This window comes from Mucilaginibacter rigui (genome assembly GCF_014773275.1).
GTDB classification, from domain to species: Bacteria; Bacteroidota; Bacteroidia; order Sphingobacteriales; family Sphingobacteriaceae; genus Mucilaginibacter; species Mucilaginibacter rigui_A.
The window spans coordinates 1460305-1475038 of record NZ_JACWMW010000001.1; the positions used below are offsets into that span (position 1 = coordinate 1460305).

A 14734-nucleotide genomic window follows, 5' to 3' on the forward strand; every position below is an offset into this window, starting at 1 on the left:
ACAAGCTGTCCTAAATATCGCTATCCTTATGAGCATCATCCACAATAAAAATATTGGTACCAAACAAAAAGCCCTTGCTATTAATCTCGACCCTACCATCTACGGTTCATTTGCCGAGATCGGTGCCGGACAGGACGTAGCTGCAAACTTTTTTAAAGCGGGTGCTGCTGCGGGTACTATAGCCAAAACCATGTCGGCTTATGATATGGTTTTCTCTGATGCCATATACGGTGTGCAGCAGGTACGCAGGTACGTAAGCGAGAACAGGCTCATGTCCATGCTAAACCACGAGTACAGCCTGATCATGGAGCGCCTGGCTGAGTCGCGCGGAAATACTTCTACCTTTTTTGCTTTTTCGGCAACCTTTTCGGCGCTTAACTATCATAAAACTAATGAGGGGCATGGCTGGATGGGCCTCCGTTTCCAGATGGAGCCCAACGGCAAATATCATGATGTGGTGCTACACGTTAAGTTGCTTGATAATGATAACAACCTGCAACAGCAAGCTGTAGGCGTTTTGGGGGTAAACCTGATATATGCCTGCTTTTATTACCATGAATACCCCACTGTTTTTTTGCAATCATTGATGGACGACCTGAACACAGACCGTATCCAGATTGATATGATCCGTTTCGAAGGGCCGGGTTTTGATAAGGTAGATAACCGCCTGATGAGTTTGCATCTGGTAAAACTCGGTTTTTCAGATGCCGCCGTATTTGGTCCTGATGGTAAGAACCTTCAGCCATCAGAAGTTTTGTATAAAAAGCATATCGTAGTTGTACGCGGCCGTTTCCGCCCGCTCATCAATGTGCACTTGGATATGATAAATACCGGTGTTGAACAGTTTATGGGCGAGCCGGATGTAGATAGCAATAATTTAGTTGTAGTTACCGAGCTTACGCTGCAATCGTTAAAAGAACGGGACGCCGATATTAATGCAGAAATAGACGAGAAGGATTTTCTTGACCGGGTGGATATCCTTTGTTCGTTAGGCCAAACGGTACTTATTTCTAATTTTCATGAGTACTATAAACTGGTGGCGTACCTGTCTAAAATTACCAAACTTAAAATGGGTGTTGTGTTGGGCTATCCCAACCTTGAATATATTTTTTCGGAAGAGCATTATAAAGACCTGCCGGGTGGGATCCTGGAATCTTTCGCTACCCTGTTTAGCCGTAAGGTAAAGCTGTTTATTTACCCTACCCTACGCGATGGCGAGATATGGAATACGCAGAAGTTTTCGCTCCCGCCGCATTTGACAGACTTGTACCAATACTTGCTTGCCAATAATAAAATTGAGGATATTGAACATTACAACAAAAATAACCTGCAGATAGAAACCGATAAAGTGCTGCAATTTATTAAACAAGGCACTCCGGGTTGGGAAAAGTATGTACCTGTTGAGGTTGCCGCAGTAATAAAAGCCCGATCATTATTCGGGTACTCTGCAGATACGCTCAATAAAACCGAAGCAAATATATAACTGCTATATTTTTTCAAAGCTTGTAATTTATGGACTGATTATTAAATCTAATAATCATATAAAGGTCATATATAACTTATATAACAAACACTTAAAGGGGTTTATTGTTAAAAATTACCTTTATAGTATAAAACCATTTATTAAATTAAATAATTATAAATTGACAGATACATTAAACTATATAACCGGCCGCATAAACCGTTTTGCTTTATATAAGATTTTATTAGTGATGTTTTTTGCAGGCATTAACAGCCTTGCATATAGCCAGGTTACCGGCGCTACTGATACCTTAAAAAATGATACTGTAAAAGTTACAAAACATGCCGAAAACCTATCTGGCCAATATGATGTTGGCGATTTGTTCCATAAAATACTCCACCCAAAAGCCAAGCCCGATTCTGTAAAGAAAAAGCCATCGGGTATCACAATTATACCCAATATCGCTTCTAACCCAACTATCGGGTCGCAGATTGGGATAAAGGCTGTTGCTGGCCGTGTATTGGGCAACGAGCCGGGTACCTTTTTATCGGTAGCCGCCACATCTGCTTCCATCACTACAAAAGGCATTATTTACTTTTATGTTAACCATAATATTTTTACACCGGGTAACAAGTATAACTTTCAGGGCAGTCTTGTAGTGGCTAAAACTGTTAGTCCGGATTATGGTATGGGTATTGGCAATGGCAATTACGACAGCCCGGAAAATGAGATATTAACAAACCCGGCGCGTAAGGGCCGTGCACTTAACTCTCTTTATTTCAACTTACGCGAAAAAGTATATAAAGAGATACAAAAAGGACTTTTTGTTGGCGCCGGAGCATCGTTTGATGTAAGGAGAAATATTGAGGAACGGAATACTACAGCGACAGACCTAACACCCTATAGAATTTATAACGACCGATATGGCTTCGATGATGGTGGCTATTCAGCAAACGGGTTACTGTTTAATGTGCAGTACACCACCCGTGATAACCAGAACCGCGCTTATAAAGGTATTTATGCAGATGCCGGGTTCCGTTTAAACCAAACGTGGCTGGGCAGTTCAAGAGGCGCACTGCAATTTACAACCGATGTTAGAAAATATATCAGTCTTTCTACCAGTCACCCCGAACATGTGATCGCTTTCTGGAACTGGGGATCGTATTTGCTTAGTGGTGCCGTACCTTATCTCGAACTTGCTGGTACCGGCAGAGATGGCTCATTTAGAAGTGGCCGCGGCTATGTTAATCAATATTTCAAAGGCACCAAATACAACTATTCTGAAGTTGAATACCGCTTCCCTATCTTAAAAAACAAATTTATAAGCGGTGTTACCTTTTTTAACCTGCAAACTGCTAACGATGATCTGGGTACTAAGTTGTTTGAGAAATGGCAACCGGGTTATGGTGGTGGTTTACGCGTACTGTTCAATAAAGCTACCCGTACCAACCTTTGCCTTGATTACGCATGGGGTAAATATGGCGCACGCGGATTCTTCCTGGGTTTGAACGAGGCTTTTTAAACTAACACGCTTAACTCAAAAGTTAAAGTGAATTTATTTTTGCTTGTAATTTCAACCGGTTTTTAACGATCTGGATGGGGTTTAAAGCACCAAAAATCGCCCTTAAAACGGCCTGTAACGCCCGTAGTGTTCACGTTCACGCCATCCCCGGCTCGTGAACGCTCGTATATATCTCATAATCAGGGCATTCAGTTATTTAGTAAATTATAAAAAGTATAAGTAGTTGATTTGATGCTAATTGCGTATTACTAACTGGCTGATTCCGCTCCTTTGCCATAGATATTAAGACAGGCAGTCAATTAACCTATAATGAAGTATCTTTGCCAATTCTCATCAACAATACATGATCAAGCAAGCCCTACAAAATTTAAACATACAAGCCTTAAACCCTATGCAGGAGGCTGCCATTGCGGCCGCCAAAAAGGGCGATGTAATACTGCTTTCACCTACCGGATCGGGTAAAACACTGGGCTTTTTGTTACCATTGCTGGGTTTACTTGATGCTAATGTAAATACTGTACAGGTAATGATCCTGGTGCCCTCGCGCGAGCTGGCCTTGCAGATAGAGCAGGTTTTCCGCAGTATGGGAAGTGGGTTTAAAGTGAACTGCTGTTATGGCGGCCACTCTTTAAAAATAGAGATGAATAACCTCTCCCAGCCGCCTGCTGTGTTGATAGGTACTCCCGGCCGTATCACGCATCACCTGCGCCGCGAAACTTTTGACACCTCGGCCATTTCCACCATTGTACTGGATGAGTTTGATAAATCGCTGGAATTTGGTTTCCAAGAGGATATGGCCTACATCATTAAGCAGTTGCCCAATATCAAAAAGCGGATCCTGACTTCGGCTACCCAAATGGACGAGATCCCGGGCTTTACCGGTATCCGTAACCCTACCAAACTTGATTACCTGAGCAATGCCGCTATTACGCCAGATTTGAAACAGAAAGCGGTATTTAGTGAAGCTGCCGACCGTTTAGAAGCCCTGTTCGCACTGCTTTGCAAAATAAGCGATAAGCCAACACTGGTATTTTGCAACCACCGCGAGGCTGTTGACCGTATTAGCGACCTGCTATATGATATGGGCCTGCCGCATGATATTTTCCACGGCGGTATGGAGCAGGACGACCGCGAACGCGCCTTACTGAAGTTCAGGAACGGCAGTCACCATATATTAATTACTACTGATTTGGCTTCGCGCGGACTGGATATCCCCGAAATAGAACACGTAGTACATTACCAGCTGCCGCATAACCAGGAGGCCTTTACACACCGTAACGGCCGTACGGCGCGGATGCATGCCAAAGGGACTTCCTACCTAATGCTTAACCCCGGTGAAAAGCCGGCGTATTTACACGAGATGCCCGAAGAGGAAAAGCTATCCGCTAAGATCAAGATCCCGGCGTTATCGCCATGGGCAACGGTGTACATCGCCGCAGGCAAAAAAGATAAAATAAACAAGGTTGATATTGTAGGCCTGTTGCTGAAAAAAGGTGAACTGGCCAAAGAAGACCTTGGGCTGATTGAGGTGCTGGACCACTCCTCCTACGCCGCTGTAAAACGTAACCTCATAGAACGTACAGTAGCATTGGTAAAAAATGAGAAAATAAAAGGCCGTAAGATCAAGATAGATATTTCGAGGTAAGTACCCAAGCCACTATTTACAATCGCCTGGCTCCAGCCGGGTGATGATTATTACAAGGCCTCCGGCCGCTTACTATAAGCGGCAAACTGCGGCGGGACGCCGTATAATAGTGGTCACCCGGCTGGAGCCAGGCGACGGCAAAGAGAAACCCTGCGACTACAAATGGGTTTGTGGATTATACTAACCAACCAATCGTCCCGCTCGGACGACCGTTTATACAAATTCGTCCCATTCGGGACGTGTGGTTGGTAGAATAATAACAACAAGTAAAAGCGTTTCATCAGAACGCCTGATAAAATGCGAAGATTTGAATTGCACCTTCATATCTTTTCCTCGCCCATTATACTTACATTTGGCGCTGATGTAAGTTCTTTACTTTCCTTCATCAACCGGTATAGGTTTTACTTAATTGTAGATTAATAGGGAATAGTGTGCAAATCACTAACTGTCGCGCAACTGTAAGTAACACAAAAAGGTTTTTGCCAATAATGTCCACTGCTTGTACCAACAATGAGCGGGAAGGGCGGCAAAAATGTTACAAGTCAGGAGACCTGCCATACTGAATTGACAATGCTTTCGCGGTATGAAGCAATGGTCGGTGTGTTTGATATAGTTTTTGTTACCACCTGTATTTTTATGCAAGGGAGTGCTATGTCCAAACTTTTCCATCCATCCTACCCAAACGCATTGCGAAGAATAGCTAACGGGCTTTTAACCGATTTATTCATTTAATCAATTAAAGCAATGCTAACGCAAAATTTAGGCTACCCGCGCATTGGTGGCCAGCGCGAATTGAAAAAGGTTTGCGAAAACTACTGGGCAGGCAAAACGGGGTACAAAAATGTACTTGCCGTAGGTAAAAACATTCGCCACGAAAACTGGCAGATCCAAAAAGACGCGGGGATAGACCTGATCCCTTCAAACGATTTCTCTTATTATGATCACGTGCTCGACCATTCCCTGATGTTTGGCGCCATACCAAAACGGTATAACGAGGTGATGCTGAAACAGGATAACGAAGAGATTGACCTGTACTTTGCCATGGCCCGCGGTTATCAAAAAAACGGGTTTGATGTAGTTGCTATGGAAATGACCAAATGGTTTGATACCAACTACCATTACATTGTGCCCGAGTTTTATAAGAACCAGCAGTTCCGCCTGTTCTCGCAAAAGATAGTGCATGAGTTTTATGAGGCAAAGCAACTGGGTATTGTTTCCAAACCTGTGCTGATTGGGCCTGTATCGTACCTGTTACTGGGTAAAGAGAAAGAGGCGGGTTTTGAGAAGATAGACCTGATCAAAAACCTATTACCTGTTTATGCTGATATATTGACCAAGTTGCAAGACTTAGGGGCCGAATGGATCCAGTTTGATGAGCCTTTCCTGTCGCTCGATCTGACCGAAAAAGAGCAGCAGGTTTACCGCAATACCTACAAGCAGCTTAGAAAAGAGTTCCCGCGATTGAATTTTTTGCTGGCCACCTATTTTGAACGCCTGGGCGATAACGCGCAACTGGCCACATCATTACCTGTTGATGCCCTGCATATCGACCTGGTGCGCGCGCCGCAGCAGTTAGATGAGGTGCTGGAACTGTTGCCTGCCAAAACCATCCTTTCGTTAGGTGTGGTAGATGGCCGCAACGTTTGGAAGAATGACTTTGAGCAATCGTTGGCTGCCATCCAAAAAGCAAAAGATAAATTGGGTGCCGACAGGGTTTGGATAGCCCCATCCTGCTCCCTGATCCATTCGCCCTGCGATTTAAAAAGCGAGAGCAATAATGATGTATTAACCCCTGAAATTAAACAATGGCTTGCATTTGCAAAACAAAAGGTGAGCGAAATAGCGTTGTTAAAAAGCCTTTCAGGCAATGCACCTGGTGTTAATGCCCAATATAAACTGGCCGGGAATATTCATGATAACACCTCACGTAAAACATCAATACTTATCCATAATTCATCTATAAAACAGCGTGTTGTAAATATAAAAGAAAGTGATGCTCAACGTAAAAGCAGTTTCCCATCGCGTAAGCAACAACAGCAAGCTTTGTTAAACCTGCCGTTGTTTGCTACCACTACTATCGGTTCGTTCCCGCAAACTGCCGAGGTGCGCAGCTGGCGTTCACAATTAAAAAAGGGTGCCATCAACCAGGCGCAGTATGACCTGCACATAGCTGCCGAAACCGAGAAAGCCGTAAAATGGCAGGAAGAAATCGGCCTGGATGTTTTGGTACATGGCGAGTTTGAGCGTAACGATATGGTGGAATATTTTGGCGGGCAACTGGCTGGCTTTACCTTCACCCAAAATGGCTGGGTACAAAGTTATGGCAGCCGCTGTGTAAAACCTCCCATTATTTATGGCGATGTATCGCGCCCCGAAGCGATGACGGTTAAGTGGTCGGCCTACGCGCAGTCATTAACCAATAAATGGATGAAGGGCATGCTTACCGGGCCGGTAACTATTTTGCAATGGTCGTTTGTAAGGAACGATCAGCCACGGTCAGAAACCTGTATGCAAATAGCACTTGCTATCCGCGATGAGGTTTGCGATCTGGAGAAAGCCGGCATCAAGATCATTCAGATAGATGAACCCGCCATACGCGAAGGCCTGCCCCTGCGCAAGGCTGATTGGGCAACTTACCTGGACTGGGCGGTAAAAGCTTTCCGCATTTCGGCCGGTGGCGTGCAGGATGATACGCAGATCCATACACACATGTGCTATTCGGAGTTTAACGATATCATTCAAAGCATTGCCGATATGGACGCGGATGTGATCACGATAGAAACCTCCCGCTCGCAAATGGAGCTACTGGATGTTTTCGCCGATTTTAAATACCCTAATGAGATTGGCCCCGGGGTGTATGACATCCACTCGCCACGCGTGCCCAATAAGGATGAGATGACCCACCTGCTTAAAAAAGCAAGGGCGGTTATACCCGACAGCCAGCTTTGGGTAAACCCCGATTGCGGCCTGAAAACCCGCGGATGGGACGAAACCAAAAAAGCGTTAACAGAAATGGTAGCGGCAGCCAAAGAAATGCGTGCCACTGTCACCGAAGCATCAATAATTTAAAACTGACAACCAACAGGCAGGGTTATCCCCTGCCTGTTATTACCTTTACCGGCATCATGACATTAGACGAAAGAATACAAGCCTCAGAAACCCGCATATTTAAAGCCGTTTTCCCGAACACTACCAACCACTACGATACCCTTTTTGGCGGCACCGCCATGCACATGATGGATGAGGTTGCCTTTATAACCGCCACCCGCTTCAGCAGGCAGGTAATGGTTACCGTAAGCAGCGATAAGATTGATTTTAAAAAACCCATCCCCGCCGGTACCATTGTTGAGCTGATTGGCAGAGTGAGCCATGTAGGTAACACCAGCTTAAAGGTTGATGTAGAGATCTATATAGAGCAAATGTATGCTGAGGGACGGGAGCTGGCCATACACGGCAGCTTTACATTTGTAGCTATTGATGAACACAAAAAACCGGTTAGGATAGTAAAGTAAAAGGTATTATATCGCCTTTTCCAAAACGGTTATTTTACCGGTTTCGTCATTCATTAAAGTCATCTGTATCCAAACCTGTTTGGTTTTGGTGCGGATAACGTACGTTTTAATGTTGTCGAGCAGGTTATAATCAATAGAATAGCCGTATCGTTTATCTATAAGTTCGGGGTTGCCAACGCTGTCTATTTGCGTTTTTGGTACAGATACATTATTAACCTGTACGCCGCCCAAAGCTTTAATGGCTTCATCGTAATACTTGCCTACTTGTATGCTATTGAACTTTTTGCCGTCGCTCCTGTCCTTTTCTATATGGGCTTTAAAGGTTTTGCCTTCCTGTAGCAGCAGTTTGCCGTTCACCGCAAAGTACTCTTTGTCCACATCCCTTATGCTCTCCGGCTTAATCTCTTTATCATAATTGTAGGTGTATTTCTCCGGCGGACTTAGGTACGGAAACTTATCCAGGTTCTTATCACTCACCGGGATGGTATTGATATCAAATTTACCGGTACTTACAGGCGTATTGTTAGCCACTGCATCGGGCGCGGTTTTGCTTACCTCGGCTTTATTAGCTGCGGTATCTGTAGTGCCGGTATTATTAGTTTTGCTTTTGCATGCTGCAAGGGCAATAACTACAGTGGCGCAAAGGATTATCTTTTTTATATTATTTAGCATATAAACCGTTTTTTAATTGTGTAGCAGCAGCAAGTATTTCTTTCGATAATATTTTTGCATTGGTTGCGGCATCTTCATCATCATAGCGCAGATACTTCCATGTACCATTGGTATAAGTGTCTTTTATGGCCAGCAGGTATTGTGTCCCTTTCATCCTCACCTTATTTGAACCTATTTTTTCAACTTTAGTATCACCCATTTTAGTTTTGGTGATCATATCTATCAGCGCGCCGTTTTTAAATTCTAAAACCATACTTTGATTGTACCTGCCCAGGCAAACCGATGCATTTGCCAGTTTTTTTACCGGGCTCAGCTTTAACATTAAAGGCACTTCTTCAAATATGGATTTAATGCCCATCCCATCAAGTGCCCCGTTGGCCATGGCTTTCATTTGAGCCCTGGGCATAATTTTAAAGATTTGAGGATAGGTCATCTCAATAACTTTATCCATGTTTTTTTGGTGGGTGTAGGCCACTATGGTTTCAAAATCGTGCTTAATAATTGTCGCGTCTTGCTGCGCGGAGGCACCGGTTGCAGATAACAGCAAAAGGCATATCAGAAGTTTTTTCATAGGCGTGGCCCGGGTTTAAGGTTTTGTGGGATTTTTAATATCCCCACAATAAACAGCAGCACAATTAAATGGTTTTGATATGTTGCCATGTTTCACTAACAGCCTGCTCTACAGCGAAGTAAATTGCAAGCGATTTATAACAGCTTAAATCAAAATAGCTACCTTTATCCAACGAAAAACTAATTACTTAAATCATCATGAAAAAGCTATCATTCCTGTTAGTAATGCTAACATTTGCCTGTACCTCGGTATTTGCGCAATTAACCAAAGACCAAATTGTTGGCGAGTGGACACGCGCCAAAGCCTACACCAAAGCTTATTTAGATGCTATGCCTGCCGATGGCTACGCCTTTAAAGCCACGCCAGAGGTACGTACCTTTGCGGGCCAGATGCTGCACCTGGCCGATGCCAACTACTTTTTTGTAGGTATGGCAAGCGGTAAGGTAAGCCCGCTGGGTAAAGATGTATCTGTAGAAAAAACCGTTGAGCAAACCAAAGAAGCTACCACTAAAGCAGTTTTAGACAGCTACGACTATGCCATCGGCGCCATACAGGGCATGACCGAAGCGCAGTTCAAAGAAGAAGTAAGCATGGGTAAAATGAAAGCCACCCGCGGCCAAATGCTGGCAAAAGGTTTTGAGCACCAAACCCACCACCGTGGCCAAACAACTATTTACATCCGTTTAAAAGGTGTAACCCCGCCTAACGAAATGTTGTTCTAACTAAGAACCGGAAATTTGTAAAATGCCGCCCTGGTCAGCAGGGTGGCATTTTTTGTTTTGATGTTTTAACCACACAAAACACGGAGGGTTACAGAGAATTAATATTCTAAAAGAGGTTGTTGGTTTCTTTTTGTGCCCTATGTGTTTTTTCTCCTGTGTCCTTTGTGGTTAAATAAACAAATATAAATATTTGTATTTGCTAAAATAATTAGCAAATTTGTATGTGAACCAGAATAAGATAGAGATAAAGGCCGAAGCGCGTGTGTTGTTTGTTGATATGAACAGCTATTTTGCCCGCTGCGAGCAGCAAACCAACTACTGGCTGCGTGGCCGCCCTGTTGGCGTTTGTGTTTACACAGGCAAGTATGGCTGCGTAATATCATTATCTACCGAAGCCAAAGAGCGCGGGCTTAAAGCCGGCATGCGCCTTAACGATGCCATGGCCCAATGCCCCGATCTGGTACCGGTTGAAAGTAACCCCGCCCGTTATCGGCAGTATCATACAAAAATTATTAACGTAATGCGCGAGTATTGCAACGATGTGGTACCTAAAAGTATTGATGAAGCTATTGTAAACTTTAGCAACTACGAAAATGTTGACCCCATGCAAATGGCCATGAACATTAAAAGGGATATCCTAACCAAAGTGGGCGACTGGCTTACCTGTTCGGTTGGTATTGCGCCAAATGCTTTTTTAGCTAAGTTGGCATCCGTTAGGGGCAAAAAACGCGACGGGCTGATGATGATAACCCCGCAAAATATCGATTCGGTTTTAAGCGAGTTGAAACTGGGCGACCTGCCCGGCATCGGCGCAAACATGTCATACCGGTTGGAACGCGCCGGTATTAAAACCCCGCTGGAAATGCGCTATGCCCCGCCCGAAAGGCTGCGCAGTATATTTAAAAGTATTGATGGTGTTTACTGGCATTACCGCCTCAATTTTATCGAAACCAACATTGTAGCGCATGAGTACAAAGGTATGCAGGCAATGCGCCAGATCTCGGCCGAAAAGCGCCAGCATATCAACTACATCGACCAGTTGTTTATGACGCTTTGCCTTACGCTGGAGAAACGCATGGTGCATCATAAGTTTCACTGTAAATCGGTTGGGTTTACCGCGCGTTATGCCGATGATACCCGCTGGGACGATGCCTTTACTATCAGCGTGCCCGTACAGGATGCCATTAGTTTAATGCGGATGATCCGCATCCGCATGGCAAAGTTTGAGGAAGCAACCAAATGCGGCCCTATCCTTAATACACAGATAACGCAAATGCGCGTGGCTGTTACCAATTTTGTAAACAATGGTAATATGCTGTACAGCCTGTTTGATGACATGGAAAAGCAGGAAACAGCCCTGAAAACCATGCACCAGATAAAAGATAAGTTTGGGTCAGATAAGCTCATTCGCGCTGTAGAAATGACGGACGGCAAGGTGATAAAAGATGTGATCGGCTTTGGCTCGGTGAAAGATCTGACCGATCTGGATTATAAGAGTTAGCTTCCCCACCTCTCCGCATTTAGCATTTTTATTACCTTTAAGCCTCTATAATTTTATATGGTGTTTTGCTACCGGTCTATATTTTCTGTGTTAATCGCCATGCTTGGCTTATCCCAGTGCCATAACCGGCATACGGCAACAGTTTTGGTAAAAGATACAGTCAGGGTTATTAATCCCCACGAAGCAAACGCTATAGATAGTAACCAAACGCCACTGAAAAACATGTTCGGCATAAACGGTTACGAATGGAACTTTTTGGAGAACCCCGCGGCTAAAAACGACCGTAACCATATTTACGAAGCCAATATGGCGCTCATCAAAAGCTTTAGCGCTGTAAGGCATTACCTGAACTGGAATAAACTCGAGAACACCCAGGGCAACTACACTTATAACCCTACCAACAATGGCAATTGGTATTACGATGTTATTTACAGTCGCTGCAAGCAGGATAGTATAATGATTGTGGCCGATATCAAAAACCTGCCGGTATGGATGATGGACACCTACCCTGCCGACCAGCGCGACGATGAGAACGCCCCAGCACCTTACGGGGCTGACCGTTCAAAACCTGCTTCGTATCTAATACAGGCCCGTACCGCTTTTCAGTTTGCTGCGCGATATGGTTCGAACACGAAAATAAACCCAAATCTTGTAAAAGTTGATGGCCGCCCCCGCTGGAAAAACGATGTGGTAAACACCGTTAAGATCGGCCTTGGGCTCATCAAATACATTGAGTGCGGTAACGAACCCGACCGCTGGTGGAAGGGCGACAAAGCCACCCAATCGCCGGAAGAATATGCCGCAAACCTATCGGCTTTTTATGACGGGCACATGGGCACACTGGGTAACAACGCCGGTGTAAAAACTGCCGACCCAAACATGATGGTGGTAATGGGTGGCCTTGCTACCGCCGATGTAAAATACGTACAACGAATGATAGACTGGTGTAAAGCCAATCGCGGTTTAAACCCCGATGGCAGCATTAACCTGTGTTTTGATGTGATCAATTATCACCTGTATGCAAATGATGGCAGCGTATTTACCCACCAACGGGCATCAACTGGCGTAGCGCCCGAACTTACCCTATCCGGCAGTGTGGCCGATGGCTTTGTAAAACTGGCAAACGGGTTAAAAAACAAGCCCGAGGTTTGGGTAACAGAAACAGGTTATGATATTAATCAGCAAAGCTATCAGCACGCGCCGCCAATTAGCAATAAACCGGCCTTGGTAACGCAAGCCGACTGGATTCTGCGCTCCTCATTAATGTATGCCCGCCACGGCGTTAAACGCCTGTTTTTTTACCAGTTGTTTGATGCTGCCCCTAATAACCCCGAACAGTACATGACATCCGGCCTGGCCGAAAGCCCCAAACGACGCCCCGCTGCCGATTATATTTTGCAAACCAACAAACTGATGGGCAACTATGTGTACAAAGGCACCATCAATGCTGATCCTTTGGTAGATAAGTATCAGTCGGGGAAAAGCATCATTTATGTGCTTACCGTGCCCGACCAAAAAGGCCGTACAGCCGATTATACGCTTAATTTGGGTGCAGGCGCAAAAGCCATAATTTACAGTCTGAAACCCGGTGCCAATGTCATGATTAGTAGTGAAGTAAGCCCTGTAAACGGAGAATTAAAAGTTGTGGCAACAGAAACACCGGTTTTTGTGCAGGCGGTACCTCAATAAGGCATTTACTAAAAATTACAAAATTTTCTTCTGTAATCAATTTGGATAATTTATCTTAGGCTATCTAAATCTTAACAAAAAAATGGACGATAGCCTAACTATAGCGCAACCAAAAGAGAGGTGCGCTTCCTGCTTTAATGAAGTTATAAACGATGATGTTTTTTGCACCAGCTGTGGTTACCCAATAAAAGGTACCGAACAGGAACAACGGATATTCCTTAGCCATATTGAAGCGAATAATATAGATTATAAGGACTATAACGATAAGGTAAAAAGGGCTGGAAATTCGCTGTATTATCTGGCGGGGTTTTCCTTGCTGGGCGGTATCATCAGCTTCTTTTTAAAGCAGGATGACCCAAACGTACTTGCCTATACTTTACCTTCAATAATTTTAGCTGTCTTATTTCTGGCATTGGGGAGTTATAGCAGGAAAAAGCCACTGGCTTGTATTGTATCTGGCCTGGTGCTTTATCTCATTGTTCAAATACTGCTTATTATTGATAACCCGGTTAACATAGCAAGTGGCATTATTGTTAAAATAATTATCATAGGGTACCTGATAAACGGTATTAAATCGGCCCTTGAACTGGAAAAATTTAAAAAAGAACACAACATAAAAGATTAACCATTGCTTAGCGAAGAAATTGAACCGCCTGCAACTAAGGCGTGTGTACAATGTGCGGCTTTACTTAATACCGATAGCAAATTTTGCAATATCTGCGGTGCCAGGCAATCAGCAGTTGAAATAAAAGTAGCCGACCAATGGAACTTGCTGAAACAGGCCTCGATATTTTACGCACTGTACCTGCTTTTATGCTGCTTAAGTAAGTTTACCGACGCATTCCAGGAAATGGCCTGGTACCTGGTTCTTGAGGTGGCAGGCATTCTTTTAACCGCTGGCTTTTTTGCCATTAATTGGCAAGAGAATAAAGCACTGCTCAAGTGGCCGGGGTTTTCATTGCAAAAATTGTCGGCATATTGTGGTATAGCCATGGCCGGGGCTTTCCTGGTGCATTATTCTGTAAATTGGCTAAACATAACTATCTTCTCGCATGAAGAGCATCTGTTTAATGCCTCCCGCGATAACTATTACGCCATTTTTTTAGTGGTATTTTTCACCGCTGTTACGCCCGCTTTATTTGAAGAATTAGGCTTTAGGGGGTATTTGCTGCAGAGTCTTTTAAAGGTATCAGATACAACACAGGCGGTTTATATTTCCGCGTTTTTGTTTGCCATTATCCACCTCAGTTTTATATCTCTTTTTTGGCTTATCCCCTTCGCGTTATTTATAGGTTATGAAAGGGTGCGCGAAAACACAATTTGGTATGGCATATTTTTCCATTTCTGCTTCAACCTAACCGCCTGCCTGTTTGAACTATTGCAACAACCTAAGTAAAATCATTAGGCAAAATTACATACCAATTTATCCGCTTAAAAA

The 14734-nt window shown here is 44.1% G+C and carries 12 protein-coding genes and 1 riboswitch; of the genes, 10 read left to right on the top strand and 2 right to left on the bottom strand.

Annotated features, from left to right (window positions below; genetic code table 11):
- The first annotated feature begins 28 nt into the window (after positions 1 to 28).
- The 5 genes from IDJ75_RS06570 (at position 29) to IDJ75_RS06590 (ending at position 8141) form a co-directional block, all read left to right on the top strand.
- Entirely contained in the window at positions 29 to 1483 is a 1455-nt protein-coding gene (locus IDJ75_RS06570; protein WP_191174778.1) for a TonB-dependent receptor, read from the top strand.
- 160 nt (positions 1484 to 1643) lie between these two features.
- Complete coding sequence (locus IDJ75_RS06575) at positions 1644 to 2984, top strand: BamA/TamA family outer membrane protein (RefSeq protein ID WP_224746500.1); 1341 nt, start codon at positions 1644 to 1646, stop codon at positions 2982 to 2984.
- Between the two features lie 316 nt (positions 2985 to 3300).
- Positions 3301 to 4629 (top strand): DEAD/DEAH box helicase, encoded by a 1329-nt coding sequence (locus tag IDJ75_RS06580; RefSeq protein ID WP_317173747.1) that lies wholly within the window; start codon positions 3301 to 3303, stop codon positions 4627 to 4629.
- A gap of 379 nt (positions 4630 to 5008) precedes the next feature.
- Positions 5009 to 5201: riboswitch (cobalamin riboswitch) on the top strand.
- A 172-nt stretch (positions 5202 to 5373) separates the two neighbouring features.
- On the top strand, positions 5374 to 7698 hold the full coding sequence (gene metE / locus IDJ75_RS06585) for a 5-methyltetrahydropteroyltriglutamate--homocysteine S-methyltransferase (protein ID WP_191174780.1): 2325 nt from the start codon (positions 5374 to 5376) through the stop codon (positions 7696 to 7698).
- Between the two features lie 56 nt (positions 7699 to 7754).
- Positions 7755 to 8141 carry an acyl-CoA thioesterase gene (locus IDJ75_RS06590; RefSeq protein ID WP_067058329.1) on the top strand — a complete coding sequence of 129 codons (387 nt, stop codon included), beginning with the start codon at positions 7755 to 7757 and terminating at the stop codon, positions 8139 to 8141.
- A gap of 6 nt (positions 8142 to 8147) precedes the next feature.
- Here the strand turns inward: IDJ75_RS06590 and IDJ75_RS06595 are convergent, their stop codons facing one another.
- Both IDJ75_RS06595 and IDJ75_RS06600 read right to left on the bottom strand, forming a co-directional pair.
- Positions 8148 to 8813 (bottom strand): hypothetical protein, encoded by a 666-nt coding sequence (locus IDJ75_RS06595; RefSeq protein ID WP_191174781.1) that lies wholly within the window; start codon positions 8811 to 8813, stop codon positions 8148 to 8150.
- Entirely contained in the window at positions 8803 to 9384 is a 582-nt protein-coding gene (locus tag IDJ75_RS06600; RefSeq protein WP_191174782.1) for a hypothetical protein, read from the bottom strand. The genes IDJ75_RS06595 and IDJ75_RS06600 overlap by 11 nt, the downstream gene beginning before the upstream one ends.
- Before the next feature lie 197 nt (positions 9385 to 9581).
- Between IDJ75_RS06600 and IDJ75_RS06605 the strand changes: the two genes are divergently transcribed.
- The 5 genes from IDJ75_RS06605 to IDJ75_RS06625 all read left to right on the top strand — a co-directional run bounded on the left by IDJ75_RS06605 (position 9582) and on the right by IDJ75_RS06625 (position 14692).
- Positions 9582 to 10106: a DinB family protein gene (locus tag IDJ75_RS06605; protein WP_191174783.1), complete on the top strand. Its 525-nt coding sequence runs from the start codon at positions 9582 to 9584 to the stop codon at positions 10104 to 10106.
- 223 nt (positions 10107 to 10329) lie between these two features.
- The gene (locus IDJ75_RS06610) at positions 10330 to 11607 is read left to right on the top strand and encodes a DNA polymerase Y family protein (protein WP_317173743.1); all 1278 of its coding nucleotides are present in this window, start codon (positions 10330 to 10332) and stop codon (positions 11605 to 11607) included.
- Between the two features lie 99 nt (positions 11608 to 11706).
- Positions 11707 to 13296: a hypothetical protein gene (locus IDJ75_RS06615; RefSeq protein ID WP_224746501.1), complete on the top strand. Its 1590-nt coding sequence runs from the start codon at positions 11707 to 11709 to the stop codon at positions 13294 to 13296.
- An 82-nt stretch (positions 13297 to 13378) separates the two neighbouring features.
- A complete protein-coding gene (locus tag IDJ75_RS06620) occupies positions 13379 to 13921 on the top strand; it encodes a hypothetical protein (RefSeq protein ID WP_191174785.1) in 543 nt (180 codons plus the stop codon).
- A gap of 3 nt (positions 13922 to 13924) precedes the next feature.
- Complete coding sequence (locus IDJ75_RS06625; RefSeq protein ID WP_224746502.1) at positions 13925 to 14692, top strand: CPBP family intramembrane glutamic endopeptidase; 768 nt, start codon at positions 13925 to 13927, stop codon at positions 14690 to 14692.
- The last annotated feature ends 42 nt before the right edge of the window (positions 14693 to 14734 follow it).

Bases quoted from the DNA above. Each gene is read 5' to 3' on its own strand.
- IDJ75_RS06570 (WP_191174778.1), top strand. From the start codon at position 29: ATGAGCATCATCCACAATAAAAATATTGGTACCAAACAAAAAGCCCTT.
- metE (WP_191174780.1), top strand. From the start codon at position 5,374: ATGCTAACGCAAAATTTAGGCTACCCGCGCATTGGTGGCCAGCGCGAA.
- IDJ75_RS06590 (WP_067058329.1), top strand. From the start codon at position 7,755: ATGACATTAGACGAAAGAATACAAGCCTCAGAAACCCGCATATTTAAA.
- IDJ75_RS06595 (WP_191174781.1), bottom strand. From the start codon at position 8,813: ATGCTAAATAATATAAAAAAGATAATCCTTTGCGCCACTGTAGTTATT.
- IDJ75_RS06600 (WP_191174782.1), bottom strand. From the start codon at position 9,384: ATGAAAAAACTTCTGATATGCCTTTTGCTGTTATCTGCAACCGGTGCC.
- IDJ75_RS06605 (WP_191174783.1), top strand. From the start codon at position 9,582: ATGAAAAAGCTATCATTCCTGTTAGTAATGCTAACATTTGCCTGTACC.
- IDJ75_RS06615 (WP_224746501.1), top strand. From the start codon at position 11,707: ATGCTTGGCTTATCCCAGTGCCATAACCGGCATACGGCAACAGTTTTG.
- IDJ75_RS06620 (WP_191174785.1), top strand. From the start codon at position 13,379: ATGGACGATAGCCTAACTATAGCGCAACCAAAAGAGAGGTGCGCTTCC.